This window comes from Enterococcus sp. BWR-S5 (assembly GCF_016745255.1).
In the GTDB taxonomy this organism is placed as follows: domain Bacteria; phylum Bacillota; class Bacilli; order Lactobacillales; family Enterococcaceae; genus Enterococcus_L.
Map to the genome: position 1 here is coordinate 1 of NZ_JADOEQ010000003.1, position 17,912 is coordinate 17,912.

At 38.8% G+C, this 17,912-nt stretch carries 17 protein-coding genes; 13 read left to right on the forward strand and 4 right to left on the reverse strand.

The genetic code is table 11. The features are described 5' to 3' along the window. Window positions 1-197 precede the first annotated feature (197 nt). Window positions 198-629, reverse strand: coding sequence for a hypothetical protein (locus tag IW510_RS04730; protein ID WP_202057422.1), 432 nt, complete (start codon window positions 627-629; stop codon window positions 198-200). Window positions 630-850: 221 nt separating this feature from the next. Beyond that, entirely contained in the window at window positions 851-2,137 is a 1,287-nt protein-coding gene (locus IW510_RS04735; protein ID WP_202057424.1) for an NAD(P)/FAD-dependent oxidoreductase, read from the reverse strand. A 313-nt stretch (window positions 2,138-2,450) separates the two neighbouring features. On the opposite strand from IW510_RS04735, the gene gdhA reads away from it, so the two are divergent. Both gdhA and IW510_RS04745 read left to right on the forward strand, forming a co-directional pair. Beyond that, window positions 2,451-3,797, forward strand: a complete 1,347-nt coding sequence (gdhA, locus tag IW510_RS04740; protein ID WP_202057429.1) for an NADP-specific glutamate dehydrogenase — start codon at window positions 2,451-2,453, stop codon at window positions 3,795-3,797. A 256-nt stretch (window positions 3,798-4,053) separates the two neighbouring features. After that, window positions 4,054-5,403, forward strand: coding sequence for a glucose-6-phosphate isomerase (locus IW510_RS04745; protein ID WP_202057431.1), 1,350 nt, complete (start codon window positions 4,054-4,056; stop codon window positions 5,401-5,403). Window positions 5,404-5,530: 127 nt separating this feature from the next. Here IW510_RS04745 and IW510_RS04750 read toward each other — a convergent pair whose 3' ends face one another. Beyond that, the gene (locus tag IW510_RS04750) at window positions 5,531-5,707 is read right to left on the reverse strand and encodes a hypothetical protein (RefSeq protein ID WP_202057433.1); all 177 of its coding nucleotides are present in this window, start codon (window positions 5,705-5,707) and stop codon (window positions 5,531-5,533) included. A 321-nt stretch (window positions 5,708-6,028) separates the two neighbouring features. On the opposite strand from IW510_RS04750, the gene IW510_RS04755 reads away from it, so the two are divergent. Both IW510_RS04755 and IW510_RS04760 read left to right on the forward strand, forming a co-directional pair. Then, complete coding sequence (locus IW510_RS04755) at window positions 6,029-7,258, forward strand: acyltransferase (protein ID WP_330932577.1); 1,230 nt, start codon at window positions 6,029-6,031, stop codon at window positions 7,256-7,258. A 410-nt stretch (window positions 7,259-7,668) separates the two neighbouring features. Then, window positions 7,669-8,088, forward strand: coding sequence for an Asp23/Gls24 family envelope stress response protein (locus IW510_RS04760; protein WP_202057435.1), 420 nt, complete (start codon window positions 7,669-7,671; stop codon window positions 8,086-8,088). Window positions 8,089-8,237: 149 nt separating this feature from the next. Here the strand turns inward: IW510_RS04760 and IW510_RS04765 are convergent, their stop codons facing one another. Continuing rightward, on the reverse strand, window positions 8,238-8,438 hold the full coding sequence (locus IW510_RS04765; protein ID WP_202057437.1) for a cold-shock protein: 201 nt from the start codon (window positions 8,436-8,438) through the stop codon (window positions 8,238-8,240). A 181-nt stretch (window positions 8,439-8,619) separates the two neighbouring features. Here IW510_RS04765 and IW510_RS04770 point away from each other — a divergent pair, with 181 nt between their 5' ends. The 9 genes from IW510_RS04770 (at window position 8,620) to IW510_RS04810 (ending at window position 17,912) form a co-directional block, all read left to right on the forward strand. Beyond that, on the forward strand, window positions 8,620-10,290 hold the full coding sequence (locus tag IW510_RS04770; RefSeq protein WP_202057439.1) for a formate--tetrahydrofolate ligase: 1,671 nt from the start codon (window positions 8,620-8,622) through the stop codon (window positions 10,288-10,290). A 586-nt stretch (window positions 10,291-10,876) separates the two neighbouring features. Continuing rightward, the gene (locus IW510_RS04775) at window positions 10,877-11,269 is read left to right on the forward strand and encodes a hypothetical protein (protein WP_202057441.1); all 393 of its coding nucleotides are present in this window, start codon (window positions 10,877-10,879) and stop codon (window positions 11,267-11,269) included. After that, a complete protein-coding gene (locus IW510_RS04780) occupies window positions 11,259-11,966 on the forward strand; it encodes a CBS domain-containing protein (RefSeq protein ID WP_202057443.1) in 708 nt (235 codons plus the stop codon). Before IW510_RS04775 ends, IW510_RS04780 begins: the two co-directional genes overlap by 11 nt. A 5-nt stretch (window positions 11,967-11,971) precedes the next feature. Then, window positions 11,972-12,439 carry a signal peptidase II gene (gene lspA, locus IW510_RS04785; RefSeq protein WP_330932580.1) on the forward strand — a complete coding sequence of 156 codons (468 nt, stop codon included), beginning with the start codon at window positions 11,972-11,974 and terminating at the stop codon, window positions 12,437-12,439. 49 nt (window positions 12,440-12,488) lie between these two features. Further along, a complete protein-coding gene (locus tag IW510_RS04790; protein WP_202057449.1) occupies window positions 12,489-13,391 on the forward strand; it encodes an RluA family pseudouridine synthase in 903 nt (300 codons plus the stop codon). Window positions 13,392-13,669: 278 nt separating this feature from the next. Beyond that, on the forward strand, window positions 13,670-14,212 hold the full coding sequence (gene pyrR / locus IW510_RS04795) for a bifunctional pyr operon transcriptional regulator/uracil phosphoribosyltransferase PyrR (protein WP_202057453.1): 543 nt from the start codon (window positions 13,670-13,672) through the stop codon (window positions 14,210-14,212). 33 nt (window positions 14,213-14,245) lie between these two features. Next, window positions 14,246-15,556 carry a uracil permease gene (gene uraA / locus IW510_RS04800; RefSeq protein ID WP_202057455.1) on the forward strand — a complete coding sequence of 437 codons (1,311 nt, stop codon included), beginning with the start codon at window positions 14,246-14,248 and terminating at the stop codon, window positions 15,554-15,556. A 135-nt stretch (window positions 15,557-15,691) separates the two neighbouring features. Then, entirely contained in the window at window positions 15,692-16,618 is a 927-nt protein-coding gene (locus tag IW510_RS04805; protein WP_202057457.1) for an aspartate carbamoyltransferase catalytic subunit, read from the forward strand. 10 nt (window positions 16,619-16,628) lie between these two features. Next, on the forward strand, window positions 16,629-17,912 hold the full coding sequence (locus tag IW510_RS04810; protein ID WP_202057459.1) for a dihydroorotase: 1,284 nt from the start codon (window positions 16,629-16,631) through the stop codon (window positions 17,910-17,912).

A 17,912-nucleotide genomic window follows, 5' to 3' on the forward strand; every position in this document is an offset into this window, starting at 1 on the left:
AACGGTTGGTAGCCTTTATCTAGTATATCGAAAGGAGTTTTATCGCTAAAGCTACTTCTTCCACGCGCAGTACGCGTGGTTTTTTTGTTTCAATCACTTTAGTGATTGAAACCGACTAAAGTCGTTAATCAAAGAACGGCTGAACCAATCCTCTGGCTCAGCCGTTTTTATATAGTAAATCATTTGGAATAGTATTGTCATTTGTAAAGTCGCATTGAGTCTGAAAAAGTATGCCATTCAGACTGACCGTCAATTTCGAAACGGTAAGACTGTACTCTGAAAAGGTAAAGAAAACCTAGAAGAAGTGCAACGCCTAAAGCTGAAAATGTCAACATAGACTGAATCAGCAGACAAGAAGCAACAAGAATCAAAAATAATAGCATAAGCTTCGCAAATAATTGCTGTAAGTTGTTTGAATTTGTAATCACGATTTCTCTTGTATTAGAAGAAACCTCAATTTTTTTGAATGTAGGCAACGGACCTTCTTTAAAACTAATTTCATCTCCTGAATGAACATCCAGTTCCATCGAAATACAGTTGAATAATTTTCCTTGTTTTTTATCATTTACATAAACCGTTAAAGGTTTCATGCAGCCCCAATGTGTTTGTTTTTTTAGTTTGATTTTCATTGTGCTCACCTCCTGTATGAATCTATTTTCCCATGATTTTCAGAAAAAGAAATCAGCCTTTTGACTGATTTCTTTTAATTATTTTCTCATGCTGTAGTTGTAGCTCAGCGTACGACCTGTTTTTCTGTATGTCGTAGTAAGCGGAGAAACAGACAAGTACATTGGCTAGCAGTTACAATTGAGAGCCAGTTACTGGAAAAAGCTATCTGTTTTTACTCATATTAGTATTCCTCTATAACATAGCCTGTGTACTCAGCTAATTCACTCGCATGCTTTCCGGCAGTATGACCGGTTACTAAGGCAGCAGTGATGTTATAGCCTCCTGTATAGCCATTGATATCTAATAGTTCACCGCAGAAGAACAGACCTTGAATGAGCTTGCTTTCCATTGTCTTAGGCTGAATCTCTTTTAAAGAAATTCCGCCGCCCGTTACAAAGGATTTTTCTAAGGGAAATGTGCCGCTGGCAGTCAGCCGGAAATCTTTTAAGCTGTGGACAAAAGCTGTCATCTGCTGCTCAGAGACCTGTCTTCCTTTTATGTCATTGAGTTGTTCCTTTTCCAATAGGAACTCAAGCAAACGCTCTGGTACTAGTTGTCGGAAGATATTTTTTAATTGTTTTTCAGGCTCGGCCTGAATTTTTCTTTTGAGGTCTGCAGTCAATTTCTTTTCAGAGGTTTCAGGAAAAATATCCAACGAAAGCTGGACTGGTCGTTTTGGTTCTGCTCTCAATTGTTGATTGACAAAGCTTGAACAGCGCAAGGCTGCCGGACCAGAAATCCCAAAATGCGTAAACAATAAATCCATCTGATGAGAAACAATTGGTTTTCCTTTGGTATTCAACACAGAGAGTTGAACATCTCTCAAAGAAATTCCCTGTAGTACTTTGTTTTTTATAAAGCTTTCTTCTGATCGAATGGGCGACTCAGTTGGGTATAGTGGGGTAATCGAATGGCCGAGCTTTTCTGAAAAACGATAGCCATCACCCGTAGACCCAGTGGACGGATACGTTTTTCCGCCAGTTGCCAGAATAATACAGGGAGCATAGAACTTCTGATTTTCCAGTGCTACACCAATGATTTGATTGTCCTTTTTTAGTATTTTTTTAACTTGTGCTTCTGTATATAGAGTAACCGCCAGCTCTTTCAGCTTTGTATGTAATGTATCGACAATGGTTTGAGAACGATCCGTTGTCGGAAACATTCTTCCATGATCCTCTTCTTTTAGAGCTGTGCCATTTGACTCAAAAAATTGAATGATGTCTTGATTGTTATATTGGGAGAATGCACTATATAAGAATTTTCCGTTACCTGGAATATGTGCGATGATTTCCTCTGGCGAATGGCTATTGGTTACATTACATCGACCACCACCTGTTAGAAGCAGCTTTTTTCCAATTCGTTTGTTCTTCTCCAGCAAAAGGACACGACTGCCATTTTCTGCTGCAGAAATGGCAGCCATCAGCCCGCTTGTACCTGCACCAATGATGATTACATCAAATTTGTTCATTTTCATCCTCCATTTCAGTTAATAGTGTACCATAAAATTGTTTTTCGACCATATAATTCCTATGAAAGCTTCATTACACGAAAAGTGACCTTTGCACAAAGTATATAGCAAAGGAATCGCAATTTCTTTCATAAGATTCTTGTTGAATATTCTTTTTCAAGAAAAGCAGTTTTTACTTTTTAGGTACTAGAAATCAGGCTTTTTTCTATCAATTTGACGTGATTCACATATTTTTTCATTTTTTCTGTAAATATAAGTGGAAAAATTCAGTAATTAGGGTAAAATTAAAACAAACTTAAAGGAAGGTGAATGTATGGATATTAAAAAGTATGTAGAAGAGATTCGGGAAAAGCTTGGAGAAAAGGATAACGGGCAAACGGAATATTTGCAAGCAATTGATGAATTTTTACCTAGTATGGAGGCATTTTTGGCTAAAAACCCTGAGTTTGCGGAAGCAAATATTTTGGAGTTGCTGATTGAGCCTGAAAGAGTGATTCAATTCAGAGTACCTTGGCAAGATGATCAAGGGAACTGGCGTGTGAATCGTGGGTATCGTATTCAATACAATTCTGCGATTGGTCCTTATAAAGGTGGTCTTCGTTTCCACCCAAGTGTTAACTTGAGTGTGTTGAAGTTTTTGGCTTTTGAGCAGATTTTTAAAAACAGTTTGACTGGGTTACCTATTGGCGGCGGAAAAGGCGGTAGTGACTTTGACCCTAAAGGCAAATCTGATGCAGAGGTTATGCGTTTTTGTCAAAGCTTTATGACCGAGCTTCATAAGCATATCGGACCAAATACAGATGTACCAGCTGGAGATATAGGTGTAGGAGCCAGAGAGATCGGGTACTTGTACGGCACTTACAAACGAATCAGAAATTACGACGCCGGCGTTCTTACAGGCAAGCCTCTAACCTATTGGGGCAGTCAAACGAGAACAGAAGCGACAGGATATGGTGCAGTTTACTTTGTTCGCCATCTACTGAATGATTTGAATGATAGTTTTGAAGGGAAAAAAGTGGTTGTTTCAGGTAGTGGGAATGTATCCATTTATGCAATGGAAAAAGCAAAAGAGTTGGGCGCAACTGTTTTGACCTGCTCAGATTCCAATGGATTTGTCTATGATCCTGAAGGAATTGACGTTGAGCTTGTGAAAGAGATTAAGGAGAAGAAACGTGAAAGAATCTCAACTTATATTGAGACACGTAAAAATGCAGTTTATCATGATGGACAATCTGTTTGGGACCTTAAGGAAGCCTATGATATTGCATTGCCATGTGCAACACAAAACGAATTAAATGCAGACCAAGCAGCTATTTTAGTAAAAAATGGTGCGAAGATTGTGGCAGAGGGAGCAAATATGCCATGTACACTTGATGCAGTTCATGTCTTTGAACAGAATGGTGTTCTTTACTGTCCTGGTAAGGCAGCGAATGCTGGTGGAGTTGCTGTATCTGCTTTGGAAATGAGTCAAAACTCAGAGCGTTTATCATGGTCATTTGAAAAAGTTGATGGCATGTTGGACGATATTATGAAAAATATATTCGAGATGTGCCGTGACACAGCGAAGGAATACGGACAGGAAAATAATTTCGTTTTAGGAGCCAATGTGGCAGGATTTGAACGAGTAGCGAAAGCGATGCTTAGTCAAGGCTTAGTATAGTTCATTTATTGCTTAAAAGCTAAACGACTCGTTCAGCTTTTAGTATTATCTAGCTTCATGAGCCAACTCAATCGATGATAAGATAAACTGCCTATAGAGGAAAAAAGCACCTCTATGTCAGTTTTCTATATCACTCATGAGCTAATCGGCTCATTCAGCTTTTATATTGGTCTATACGTTTATAAATTACTTGATTAAAGTTGCAAAAAAACGTAAAGTAGTAGTGTATTAAGTTTATTTTCAAGGAGGAGAAGGAATGTCACACATTAAATTTGACTATTCCAAATTAGCACCTTTTGTTGCTGATCATGAATTGGAATATATGCAAACTCAGGTAGATGCTGTTGATAAAGCGTTACGTGAGGGAACTGGTGCGGGGAATGATTTTACAGGGTGGATTGATTTACCTGAAAATTATGATAAAGATGAGTTTGCCCGTGTCAAGAAAGCAGCTGAAAAAATCCAATCTGATTCAGATGTGCTTGTTGTCATTGGAATCGGGGGCTCTTATTTAGGTGCACGTGCTGCGATAGAGTTCTTACAGCATTCATTCAGCAATGCATTAACAAAAGAGGAACGCAAAGTGCCTCAAGTATTCTTTGCAGGAAACAGTATCAGTTCAACTTATTTAGTTGACCTAATCAATGTAATCGGAGACCGTGATTTTTCTGTCAATGTTATTTCTAAATCAGGAACAACAACAGAACCGGCGATTGCTTTCCGTGTGTTCAAAGAATTACTGATTAAAAAATATGGTAAAGAAGAAGCAAACAAACGTATTTACGCAACAACTGACCGAGCAAAAGGTGCTGTAAAAGTTGAAGCAGACGCTGAGGGCTGGGAAACATTTGTTATTCCGGATGATGTTGGCGGACGTTTCACCGTATTGACACCAGTTGGCTTATTGCCTATCGCTGTTAGTGGTGCGGATATTGATGGCCTGATGACAGGTGCCAATGATGCGCGTAAAGAATATGCTTCAACAACTGATTTAAAAGAAAATGCTGCGTATCAGTATGCTGCATTACGTAACATTTTATACCGTAAAGGAAAAACAACTGAAATGCTGATTAACTACGAACCAGGAATGCACTACTTCTCTGAGTGGTGGAAACAGCTTTATGGTGAGTCAGAAGGGAAAGACCAAAAAGGTATCTTCCCGGCAGCGGCAGACTTCTCAACAGACTTGCATTCTATGGGTCAGTATGTCCAAGATGGCATGCGTAACTTATTTGAAACAGTTGTTAAAATCGAAAAACCTCGCCATTCATTAACTATTCCACTACAGGATGAAGACTTGGATGGATTAGGTTATTTGCAAGGAAAAGAAATCGACTATGTGAATACAAAAGCCTTTGAAGGTACATTGTTGGCGCATACTGATGGTGATGTACCAAACATGATCGTCAAAGTTCCTACAATGGATGCTTATTCACTTGGATATGTAATGTACTTCTTTGAAATCGCAGTAGGGATTTCAGGTTATCTTAATGGTGTGAATCCATTCGACCAACCAGGAGTAGAAGCGTACAAGAAAAACATGTTTGCATTACTTGGCAAACCAGGCTTTGAAGAGTTAGCAAAAGAGCTAAACGAACGTCTGTAAGATAATAATCAATTAAAAAACACCGAAAAAGAGCTTATCTTTTTTCGGTGTTTTTTTGAGGTTAGATTTTCTAATAAAAGCTCTAGCTATACGGGAATATTGAGTGCATTATAAATGGAATAGTTGTCTATTCGCCTTCATCAATAGTTGTTTTTTTTCGAAAAGCAACAAGAATGATTCCCAGAAAAAAAGTCAACTTGATGAGTGATCTCGGCTCTTTCAAAAGGGCAAAGAGACTGGGATTTACTGTATAAGAAATATAAGCAGCAACAAAAAGAACAACCCCAAAAATAATTATTCTCATCAATCTACCTCCTGTTTATCATTTTCTACTAAGAAAATAAGGAAGTCAATATCATAAAAGAGAAAAAACGCGTATTTCTATCGAAAAAATAACAATTGTTTTATTTTTTTGAGAAAACAGAAAAATTCTCTGAGTTTTAAAGAAGGAAGAAAACGTCGAAAGTCAGTATAGAGGGTGACAATTGAATTTTTTTAGAAGAGGAAACAACAAGAGACTCATGTAATAGTTGTATTGAAAGTTCATTCTTAAGGTGGAGGACACCAAGAGGAATCTTTTCTAAACTGAAAGTACTATCTGAAAAGTAGACGGAGGAACAAGTAAGTGAGAAATACAAAAAAGAGTCTCCAAATGATTGATTTACTAAAATTTATTGCAGCAATTATGGTTGTCTGCATTCATAGCAATCAAATTAGTGGGAATGAGTGGCTAAATTTTTTAGTGAAAAATATTCTTTGCCGAATAGCTGTTCCTCTGTTCTTTGTTAGCAGCGCCTATTTCATTCGAAAGAGTACTGCAGAAAATGGTGCGTATCTCAAAACGAAATTGTTTCATTTGGTTAAGGAGTATCTCTTTTGGAGTGTCGTCTTTATTCCGATTGGTTTAGACTGGATTAATCAAAATTTATCTATTAGTCAGTCTCTTTACCCTGCAGCCTTGCTGTTTGGTCTATCCTATTCAGGCACCTACTACCATCTGTGGTATATCCCGGCATTGATTCTATCCATTTTAATTATTGCTAAAGTACGTCACTATCTTTCCTATAAGTGGATTTTTTTCATTGCCTTTTCTCTTTATTTATTGGGCAGTCTGGAGACGTATTATGGGTTGATAACGTGTGACTGGTTCAAAACACTTTTCGATGGATTTATCCGACTGTTTTTTACTACCAGAAATGGCTTATTTTACGGCTTGATTTTTACAGCTATAGGCTTCTTTCTCTCTGATTATGAAGAAAAGCTTTTACAATTTAGAAATCAGTTTAAGTTGGGACTTCTCTTTTCTTGTTCATTGCTCTTCGTAGAGGGGATCGTTGTCTTCAATATATTGAGACTGGATTGCAACTTTCTAATTGCTCTGGTCCCAGTTAGCTTTATCTTGTTTTTCTTGGGAATAACAACAACTGTTCGACTGCCCTTTAATACTGCAAAATTGAGAGAGTTATCACACTATTACTATTTCATCCATCCAATTTGTATTTTGCTTGTACTCAAAGTAGGCAGTACCTTTAAGCTGTCGTTTTTCAGTGAAGGGCTGGGAAGCTTTCTCCTAATCTATTTGCTCACGCATTTTCTCAGTATGTTCATTATTGGACTGAAAAAACGTAGTGTTGGTAAGTTTGTTTGGCTGTCATCTCATCTGAAAGGGTTGGTTTGCATCATTGTGGCAGTCAACTGTTTATTCATTTTTGACATAGTGTCGATACCTATTCAGCTTGAAGTAGCAATCTGCCTATTAAGTTGTTATGCAATGATGGTAGTGGTGTTGATAAGCAAAATACTACAGCTTAGGGAAGCGAGAACCAACTACTTTTTAGGAAAAAATACAGTTTAGAAAGTAGTTGGACGAAAAAAAGATAGAATATCAGGGAAGAAGTAAAAAGGCTGACGATGTTGCTTCTTCTAAATGAGCCATTACTTTATACTTTTCACAACAAGAAATAGTTTTGTAGAAATAGTTCTAAAATTATAAAAATGTTATTTTATAAAAATTAATTGACACTTAGTTTGATAAAGTTTATAATAAAACCCTAACAACCTTTTATTTTTTTACTTTACTCTATTTTTAGAGTAAAACTCCTTTTACTGTCTCATTAACCCAAATGAGGCAGTTTTTTTGTTTAAATAAGAGAGAATCTAATTAATGATAAATACATATTTTTGTTTTTTTCGACGATGTTCTTTACTATAAGTATATAGAATGTTGGTGATTATCGTCATCGATAGGAAAGCGAGAGGAAAAATATGGCTGAAAAAGAAACAATTGATCCTGCATTAACCTTCGAAGAAAAGATTCTGGAAACGATTGTCGAGGCTTCACTAAACAACATAGAGGGCTTGCTGTCTGCAGAGGGAGAGCTATTTCCTACAGAAAAAACAGTTCCTTTAGCTGAAGTATCGGAATCAAGTAGGGGATTAACGCTTGAGGTAGAAAAAAGACAAGTAAAAATTTATGTAGCGATTGTTATTGAATTTGGAAAAAATCTTTCGAAAATTTTTCGAGAAATAAAGAGAGAAATTTCAGAGGAAGTACAGCGAATGACCAATCTTGAAGTAGTTGAGGTAAATGTTCATGTTGCTGACATTGTAACCAAAGAGGCGTATGAGAAGGCTTTAGCTGTTCCTGGAGAAAAAACAGAAGAAAGTATGACAGACAAACGTTAAATTTTAATAGAAGAGTTATTTTTTTAGAGGCGTTTAAAGAAGTAGCGGAACCTTTGCAATAAAAAAGAAGCTTAGAAAATTAGCGATTACTTAAACGGAAATGTTTTATCCGTCTGACAATCGTAAAATCTCAGCTTCTTTATAATCATTTAAACTTTTCTCACGTGAGCAGCCTGAAGTCCGCGATTACCTTCAACAACTTCAAATGTTACTTCTTGATTTTCCTCAAGATTTTTGAAACCTTCTTCTTCTATTGCTGTGAAATGAACGAAAATTTCTTCCTCTTCGTTGTATACAAGAAATCCATATCCCTTTTTGCTGTCGAACCATTTAACGAAACCTTTTTCCATTCTGTTCACGCTCCTTTGAGATTTGAAACTAGTCTCATTATAATGACAAACAAAGAAAAGGTCAACATTTTGGAAAAGCTGTTAGATAATCATGGAAAAGTGAAAAAAGAAGGGTTATAATAAAAAATATCTTAACAAAAATAAACGAGTAACAGGATAAAGTTCGGGAAAAGAGGAAAAAATGAAGACAGATATCGAGATTTCACAAGAAGTAGAACTGCAGCCCATTCAAAAAGTAGCAGAATCCATTGATTTACATGCAGATGATTTGGAATTTTATGGGAAATACAAGGCAAAAATTGATTTTCCATCTATGAAGCGTCTGGATAAAGAAGAGGACGGAAAATTAATTCTGGTTACCTCAATCAATCCGACTCCTGCGGGGGAAGGAAAGTCAACGGTGACAATCGGTCTGGGTGATGCACTAAATCGAATCGGGAAAAAGACAGTTATTGCTCTTAGAGAACCATCCTTGGGACCTGTAATGGGGATTAAAGGGGGAGCGACCGGCGGCGGATACGCTCAAGTATTGCCGATGGAAGATATCAACCTTCATTTTACCGGAGACATGCATGCAATCACAACGGCTAATAATGCCCTCTCAGCTTTGTTGGATAACCACATTCAACAAGGCAATGAACTAAATATAGATGCAAGAAGAATTATTTGGAAGCGTGTTGTTGATTTAAATGATCGGGAATTAAGACAAGTAATTGTTGGTTTGGGCGGTCCGATTCAAGGCGTTCCTCGAGAAGATGGCTTTGATATTACCGTAGCCAGTGAGATTATGGCAATCCTTTGTCTTGCTTCGGATTTAGAAGACTTGAAGCTGCGACTAGGTAACATCGTTATTGGCTATACCTTCGATCGTGAACCAGTTACTGTCAGTGACTTAGAGATTCAAGGCGCACTGGCTCTGTTGCTGAAGGATGCGATCAAGCCAAACTTGGTTCAGACAATTTATGGTACAGCTGCATTGGTTCATGGGGGACCATTCGCCAATATCGCTCATGGCTGTAATAGTATTTTGGCAACGAAAACAGCATTGAAGCTAGGTGACTATGTTGTGACTGAAGCTGGGTTTGGTGCGGATTTGGGAGCAGAAAAATTTCTTGATATTAAAGTGCCTAACTTGAAAAAATCACCAGATGCAGTAGTGATTGTTGCTACAATTCGAGCGCTTAAAATGCATGGCGGCGTTGCCAAAAATGAGTTAAGCACTGAAAATGTTTTTGCTTTGAAAAAGGGCTTTGCCAATTTGAAAAAGCATATTGAAAATATGGAAAGCTACGGTCTGCCAGTTATTGTTGCAGTCAACGAGTTCGTTAGTGATACGAAAAAAGAAGTTGAAATCCTCCTTGAGCTTTGTGCCGAAGCGGGTGTTCCTGTTGAATTGACTCAGGTTTGGGAAAAAGGAGCAGAGGGCGGCGAAGCGCTGGCTAAAGCAGTCGTTGAGACGATAGATAAGGGATCAGCAGATTTCCGGACAATTTACTCGATGGGCATTGGTCTTGGAGAAAAAATAGAAACCATTGTCAAAAAAATATATGGCGGTAAGGAAGTCACATTTTCTCCAAAGGCACAAAAACAGCTGGAAACATTTACGAAATATGGCTGGGATCGGTTGCCGGTCTGTATGGCAAAAACCCAGTATTCATTATCGGATGATCCAACTAAGCTTGGTAAGCCGGAGGACTTCACTGTAACAATCCGTGAACTGGTACCAAAGCTTGGAGCGGGCTTTGTAGTCGCGCTAACAGGTGATGTAATGACAATGCCGGGCTTACCGAAAAAACCTGCAGCACTGAATATGGATATCGATAAGGATGGAAATGCTATCGGGTTGTTTTAAGAGATAAGTTAGGAAACTCAGCTGTGAGGAAATTTCAGCTGAGTTTTTTTGAATGAAACTAAGAATATAGAAGAAATATTTCGAATGAAGCATTATTTCTTTTGATAAATAGAAAAGCTATCAATAGTATTTCATGTTCAGTAGAAAGCGCTTGCAAAATCGTTAGAAATATGGTATAAAATAGGTGTAAGGGGTAATAGAAATTCCCTAATAATCCTGTAGAACAAGTACAGGGGAATAGTGAACAGTGCAGTATAGCATTGAAGACGGAAGCCGAACTGGCAATCAAGAAAGGAACGTGGGAATTTGAGCAACTCCTTACTAACTGAATATGGTCTGACAGGTGTTTAATGATAAGGATTGAGTGGACATAAGAACCTCAATTCAGATGTGTATGAAAAGAAGAAAAACACTTGTCAGACTATTTTTGTGCTCAAAAATGAGAGAATGGCAAAGCGAACAACTGCGGTAGATGATATCGGCAGTTTTTTTTCTGTAGAGGGAAACGACCAAATAAAAACGGTTCTTCTTTTCTATCCGCATGTTTTATTATATACTTGTTAGGAGTTGCAATGGAGGGATAGCGATGGATGTTCATGTGACACGAAAAACAGGATTTTATGGAATGGCGACACCGATTGAAGTGCTGAAGAACGGTGAGCGCTGGTTCATGATTGCCAATAATTCGGAAAAGACAATGGAAGTGTCTGAAGAGCAAATAGAGGTTCAGGTTCGTTTCTATCTTATGAAAAGTGAAATACTCTATTTAAAGAATGATGCTTCAGAGAAAGAGCTGGAAATCACAATGAGTCCTATCTTATTGTCTAACTATCTGGTATTTTTCGTTTTAATGCTGATGATTCCTCTTGTTGGGATGTCAATTGCGGCAATCCTGGTATTTTTGCTTCTTTACTTCATTTTTATGTTTTTTATGTTAAAAAAGGCGTACATAATCAAGGAGATAAATGATGGGGCATAATGCAGAACAGTTTTTGAACAGCTTTAATCGAATCGAGAAATGGCTGAAGGAGCAATTAAATAATCCATCTAGTATGGGGTTCAGCGAGATGACTAGAAGAATGGCCAGGAAAAAACAATCGCAGGTAGCTCCATTGGAAAACGACCTTTTACAATTGGCGCAGCTTCGCAATGCGATTGTTCATGAGAGAATTGCAGCGGATTTTGTAATTGCTGAGCCAAATCAATGGGCTGTGCAGCGAATTACGTCTATTGAAGAACAACTGATTGCACCGGAGAAGGTGTTGCCTAAATTTGCCAAGCATGTGACTGGCTTTGAAATGAACATAGCGTTGGAAGAGATTTTGAAAATTGTTGCAAAAAAGCAGTATTCGCAATTTCCTATTTATCATTCGGGACAATTTAAAGGCTTAATTACGGTAAGAGGCTTGGGAATTTGGATGGCTGTTGAAAGTTTGAACAGCAAAGGTACTATTCATCTGGATGGAAAAACGGCTGGTGACTTACTGGCAGATAACTATAAACAGGGAAATTATCAGTTTATTGATAAGGACACAAATGTATATCACGTAGAAGAGCTGTTTGAGCAGCGGGATCGTCTGGAAGCTGTATTAATTACCAAGGATGGCGATCCAAATGGGAATCTGTTGGGCATCATTCGTCCAAGAGACCTATACAATAATGGTGAAAAGGAATGATTTTGTTGTTAGCAATATATCTGGTTATCAGTGCATTGATTGTTGGTCTTGATCAATGGACAAAATATTTAACGGTGGAGAATATCCAGTTAGGAGAAACGAAGGAATTTATTTCAGGTTTTCTCTCATTCACGTATATTAGGAATACAGGTGGCGCATGGAGCATTTTAGAAGGTAAAATGATGTTCTTTTACATTATGACGGTAGCTGTAGTTGCTGTCTTGCTTTATCTTCTTGTGAAAAATATCAAGAGCAGCAAATGGTTTACGATTGGCTTGAGTCTGATTTTGGCCGGAGCTTTGGGGAATTTTATTGATCGGTTACGTTTAGGCTATGTTGTGGACATGCTGAAGACAGAGTTTATTGATTTTCCAATTTTTAATATTGCAGATATGGCATTGGTCATTGGTGTTGCTTGTGTATTCATCCATTTAATTCTGGAGGAACGTGCAGAGAAAAAGGGAAAATCATAGAAAAAGTTGAAAGAAATAATTATTATGAATAGACGAAGGATGGCAAAGCATGGAGCAAATTAATTTTACAGTAAAAGAAGAGAAAGGCCGAATTGATAAGGTCTTGAGTGAGCAGCTAAGCTATTCAAGATCGCAAATTCAGCTTTGGTTGAAGGAGCAGCTCGTTACAGTAAATGGTGAGATTGTTCGTTCAAACTATAAAGTGAAGGCTGAGGATCAAATTGAAATAAACATTCCTGAACCGGAAGAGCTGGTTATTGAAGCAGAAAATATCCCATTAACGATTGTATATGAAGATCAAGATGTAGCAGTCATTGATAAGCCGCAGGGGATGGTTGTCCATCCGGCTGCAGGTCATGCGAATGGCACGCTGGTCAATGCGTTAATGTATCATATCAAAGACCTTTCCTCTATCAATGGTGTTATTCGTCCGGGGATTGTCCATCGGATTGATAAGGATACATCAGGTTTATTGATGGTAGCCAAAAATGATAAAGCACATGAGTCGTTAGCTGAACAATTAAAGGAAAAAACGTCAGTTAGAAAATATTTAGCATTGGTTCATGGTGAGATTGGTCATGAAAAGGGTGAAATCAATGCCCCAATTGGTCGGTCAAAGGTTGATCGAAAAATGCAGGCTGTTATCGAGAATGGCAAGGAGGCAGTCACACATTTTGAAGTGGTAGAACGATTTAAAGACTACACACTAATTGAATTGCAGCTTGAGACTGGCAGAACACATCAAATTCGTGTTCATATGAAATACATTGGTCATCCAGTAGCAGGTGACCCGTTATATGGCCCGAAAAAGACGCTAAAAGGGAACGGACAATTTTTACATGCGAAGACACTTGGCTTTATTCATCCATCAACAGGTGAATATATGGAGTTTGAATCGCCGCTTCCTGAGATTTTTGAAAAAACTTTGGATCAATTAAGAAATAATCATTGATTTATTATTGAATAAAAGGTACACTATCCCTAGTTAAATATTATTCCTTTAAGAGTAGTCCCGTGAGGCTAAGAAGGACACATGCAGATGTAATCAGGTGCGCTTGATGTTGGTCTGTATGTATTACAGTATACTTTTGTAAACTAGTAAGCTATCCTCCTGCCTTCTTGGGCAGGAGTTTTTTTGTTATTCTGACCGATGTTACATAAATTGCCGGAATAACAAACAGGAGGAACAATGATTAAAATAAAATTTTCACTATATAAGGAGGCAATAACATGCAAGGCAAAGAAGTTGTAGATGCGGTAACAATGAAACGAGCATTGACACGTATCACGTATGAAATCATTGAAAGAAATAAAGGAATTCAGGACATTGTTCTGGTTGGGATTAAAACAAGAGGAATTTACATCGCAGCCCGTATTGCGGAACGATTGAAGCAGCTGGAAAACATTGATGTTCCTGTTGGTGAACTGGATATTACTCTTTATCGAGATGATGTTGCAGATGACACCTTGGAAGAGCCGGAGCTTCACTCTTCTGACATTCCATTTTCTGTAAAAGGAAAACAAGTAATCTTAGTCGATGATGTACTATTCACAGGCAGAACAATCCGTGCAGCACTGGATGCTGTGATTGATTTAGGCAGACCAAAGAAGATTTCACTGGCAGTATTAGTGGATCGAGGTCACAGAGAGCTGCCGATTCGTGCAGATTATGTAGGGAAAAATATTCCAACGTCCATTAAAGAAGAGATTGTTGTGGAAATGGAAGAGCTTGACGGGAAAGACCGTATCTTAATCAAAAAAGAAGCAGAATAAATTAATTGTTGAAGAGAGTTGGATGGAAGAAAGATGGAAGAGAAGTTTAGAAATACAGATGTTGTACTGGATATTCATGATAAACCAAAGCCCTTGCAATGGATGGGGCTGAGCCTACAGCATTTGTTTACAATGTTTGGCGCAAATGTACTTGTACCAATATTGACTGGATTAGAGCCAAGCATTGCCCTATTTAGTTCAGGTGTCGGTACGTTGCTATATATTTTAATAACAAAAGGGTCTGTACCGGCCTATCTAGGAAGCAGCTTTGCCTTTATTTCAGCTATCAATGCATTGATGGCAACACAAGGCTATCCTGCGGTAGCACAGGGAATTATTTATGCGGGGATTGTTTATCTGATCGTTGCCTTAGTTATCGCTAAAATCGGCTCTGACTGGATTAACAAGCTGTTACCACCAGTTGTCGTAGGTCCGGTAATCATGGTTATCGGCCTGGGCTTAGCTTCAACCGCCTCGAATCAGGCAATGTATAAAACCTTGGCGAATGGGGAATCGGTTTATGACAGTAAGTATTTTATGGTGGCATTATTTACATTAGGAATTACAATTTTCTTCAACATGTATCTAAAAGGTTTCTTGAGTTTGATTCCAATTTTACTGGGAATTGTTTCCGGCTACATCTTTGCAATGATTGTTGGAATCGTGGATTTAACGCCTGTATCTGAAGCTGCATGGTTCAGCTTGCCGGCATTCCAGCTTCCTTTCATTGATTACGATGTGAGCTTCTCGCTGGCAGCACTAACGAGTATGGCACCAATCGCTTTTGTTACGATGACAGAGCATATGGGGCACTTGATGGTATTGAGCAAAATTACGAAAAGAGATTTCTTCAAATCACCTGGTTTGAACAAAACGTTGCTTGCGGACGGTTTGTCAACGATTATCGGAGGCTTTACAGGTGGACCGCCAACAACAAGCTACGGAGAAAACATTGGTGTATTGGCAATCACGAAGGTTCATAGTGTCTATGTTATTGGTGGCGCAGCTGTTCTGGCAATCTTGGCAGGCTTTATTGGAAAAGTCAGTGCTTTAATCTTAAGTATTCCAACACCGGTAATCGGCGGCATCAGCTTTCTGTTGTTCGGAGTAATTGCTTCTAGCGGATTACGAATCTTAATTGACAACAAAGTCGATTATGACCAGAAACGAAATTTAGTCATCACTTCTGCGATTATGGTTATCGGAATTGGTGGGGCATACCTGAAAATCGGCGGCTTTGAGTTGACCAGTATGGCTTTGGCAACTGTTTTAGGAATTACACTAAACTTGGTATTACCGGCACATGCACGAAGTGAAGGCACACAAAAAGAAGTGGATATTTAGTCTGAGGAACTACAAAAGAATGCGGTAAAAACAGGAAGCATTCTTTTCTATAAGTGTGTAGGCAAACGAACGAAGGTAAAAACAGAGTAACGTATTAAAGTTATTAGTCACAAAATACACAAGGAGGAATGACGAATGATTCATACATCAGAACGTGTCAGCTTGAAGCATCTGCTGACAGTTGAAGCACTAAGTGATCAAGAAGTGATGGGGTTGATTCGACGAGGGCAGGAGTTCAAAAAGGGAGCTGTCTGGCAATCGGCAGGAAAACAATACTTTGCAACGAATCTTTTCTTTGAAAACAGCACACGAACACATAAGAGCTTTGATGTCGCAGAAAAGAAGTTGGGGCTTGAGGTAATTGAGTTTGAAGCAAGCACCAGCTCAGTACAAAAGGGTGAGACCTTGTATGACACGGTTCTGACAATGTCTGCTATCGGAGTAGACGTAGCAGTTATTCGTCATGGGGAGGAGAATTATTACGATGAGCTGATTCAAAGTAAAACAATTCAATGCTCCATCATCAATGGTGGTGATGGCAGTGGACAGCATCCGACGCAATGTCTGCTGGACTTGATGACAATCTATGAAGAGTTTGGTTACTTTGAAGGCTTGAAGGTAGCCATCGTAGGGGATTTGACACACTCCAGAGTGGCAAAATCCAATATGCAGATGCTTAAGAGACTTGGGGCAGAAATCTATTTCTCCGGTCCGGAGGAATGGTATGACTCGCAGTTTGATGTTTATGGCGAGTATGGCGATTTGGATGATATTGTTGAAAATGTAGATGTGATGATGCTGCTTCGCGTGCAACATGAGCGTCATGATGGCACGGAAAGCTTTTCCAAGGAAGGGTATCATCAGCAGTATGGACTGTCTGTAGAACGTGCCAAACGTTTGAAGAAACAAGCAATTATTATGCATCCGGCTCCTATCAATCGTGATGTAGAACTGGCAGATTCACTTGTAGAAAGTATCCAATCAAGAATCATTCAGCAAATGAGTAATGGTGTATACATGAGAATGGCGATTTTAGAAGCTGTACTAGCAGGAAAGGCGTAGGTGGCAACGTATGAAAACATTGATTAAAAACGGGAAAATTGTAGAAAAAAACAATGAATTAACAGAGGTCTCTATCTGGATTGAAGAGGGAAAAATCTACGCGATTGGAAAATCTTTCGATGAAGCGCAATTTGATGAAGTTTATGATGCCAAAGGTCAGCTTATCACGCCTGGGCTGGTGGACGTGCATGTTCACTTAAGAGAACCAGGTTTTACCTATAAAGAAACAATCGAAACTGGAAGTAAAGCAGCTGCCAGAGGTGGATTTACCACTGTCTGCGCGATGCCAAATCTGAATCCGGTACCTGATACAGCTGAAAAGTTAAAAGAAATCTACGATATTATTCAAAAAGATGCTGTTGTTAAAGTGTTGCAATATGCACCCATCACAGAAGAGCTGCGCAGTGAGCGATTGACAGACCAAAAAGCTTTGAAAGAAGCCGGCGCATTTGCCTTTACCAATGATGGCGTTGGCGTTCAAACTGCAGGTACGATGTATCTGGCAATGAAAGAAGCGGCTGCAAATAATATGGCGCTTGTTGCACATACGGAAGACGAATCCTTGTTATTCGGTGGTGTCATGCATGAAGGGGAAATTTCTAAAAAGTTAGGTCTTCCCGGAATTCTAAGTGCTACTGAGGCTTCTCAGATTGCTAGAGATATTACTTTGGCAAAAGAAACGGGTGCTCATTATCATGTTTGTCATGTATCTACAGAAGAAAGCGTACGGGTCATTCGTGATGCTAAGCGTGCCGGGATTCATGTGACAGCTGAGGTTTCTCCTCATCACTTGTTATTAATTGATGAAGATATTCCTGAGGACAATGGTTTTTGGAAAATGAATCCGCCGCTAAGAGGAAAAGCAGACAGACAGGCATTGATTGATGGACTGTTGGACGGCACGATTGACTGCATCGCAACGGACCACGCTCCTCATGGATTAGAAGAAAAAAATCAAACTTTCCTAAAAGCGCCGTTCGGAATTGTGGGAAGTGAAACAGCTTTTCAGCTTATCTACACACACTTTGTAGAAACAGGAAGATTCACATTAGAACAGGTTGTTGAGTGGATGGCAGTTAAACCGGCAGAAATTTTCGGTTTACGCGCAGGAACACTGCAAATCGGTGGTGCAGCAGATATTGCGATTTTCGATTTAACACTGGAAGAAGCAATTAATGATGAAGAGTTTGAATCAAAAGCAGTCAATACCCCATTCGTCGGTTGGAAGGTTAAAGGAAATACATTGATGACCTTTGTGGATGGAAAGCTGGTATGGGCTAAGGAGGAAGTGTGA

Excerpts from the sequence above, each read along its gene's own strand:
- IW510_RS04730 (WP_202057422.1), bottom strand. The coding sequence starts at position 629 with ATGAAAATCAAACTAAAAAAACAAACACATTGGGGCTGCATGAAACCT.
- IW510_RS04735 (WP_202057424.1), bottom strand. The coding sequence starts at position 2,137 with ATGAACAAATTTGATGTAATCATCATTGGTGCAGGTACAAGCGGGCTG.
- gdhA (WP_202057429.1), top strand. The coding sequence starts at position 2,451 with ATGGATATTAAAAAGTATGTAGAAGAGATTCGGGAAAAGCTTGGAGAA.
- IW510_RS04745 (WP_202057431.1), top strand. The coding sequence starts at position 4,054 with ATGTCACACATTAAATTTGACTATTCCAAATTAGCACCTTTTGTTGCT.
- IW510_RS04750 (WP_202057433.1), bottom strand. The coding sequence starts at position 5,707 with ATGAGAATAATTATTTTTGGGGTTGTTCTTTTTGTTGCTGCTTATATT.
- IW510_RS04760 (WP_202057435.1), top strand. The coding sequence starts at position 7,669 with ATGGCTGAAAAAGAAACAATTGATCCTGCATTAACCTTCGAAGAAAAG.
- IW510_RS04765 (WP_202057437.1), bottom strand. The coding sequence starts at position 8,438 with ATGGAAAAAGGTTTCGTTAAATGGTTCGACAGCAAAAAGGGATATGGA.
- IW510_RS04770 (WP_202057439.1), top strand. The coding sequence starts at position 8,620 with ATGAAGACAGATATCGAGATTTCACAAGAAGTAGAACTGCAGCCCATT.
- IW510_RS04775 (WP_202057441.1), top strand. The coding sequence starts at position 10,877 with ATGGATGTTCATGTGACACGAAAAACAGGATTTTATGGAATGGCGACA.
- IW510_RS04780 (WP_202057443.1), top strand. The coding sequence starts at position 11,259 with ATGGGGCATAATGCAGAACAGTTTTTGAACAGCTTTAATCGAATCGAG.
- IW510_RS04790 (WP_202057449.1), top strand. The coding sequence starts at position 12,489 with ATGGAGCAAATTAATTTTACAGTAAAAGAAGAGAAAGGCCGAATTGAT.
- pyrR (WP_202057453.1), top strand. The coding sequence starts at position 13,670 with ATGCAAGGCAAAGAAGTTGTAGATGCGGTAACAATGAAACGAGCATTG.
- uraA (WP_202057455.1), top strand. The coding sequence starts at position 14,246 with ATGGAAGAGAAGTTTAGAAATACAGATGTTGTACTGGATATTCATGAT.
- IW510_RS04805 (WP_202057457.1), top strand. The coding sequence starts at position 15,692 with ATGATTCATACATCAGAACGTGTCAGCTTGAAGCATCTGCTGACAGTT.
- IW510_RS04810 (WP_202057459.1), top strand. The coding sequence starts at position 16,629 with ATGAAAACATTGATTAAAAACGGGAAAATTGTAGAAAAAAACAATGAA.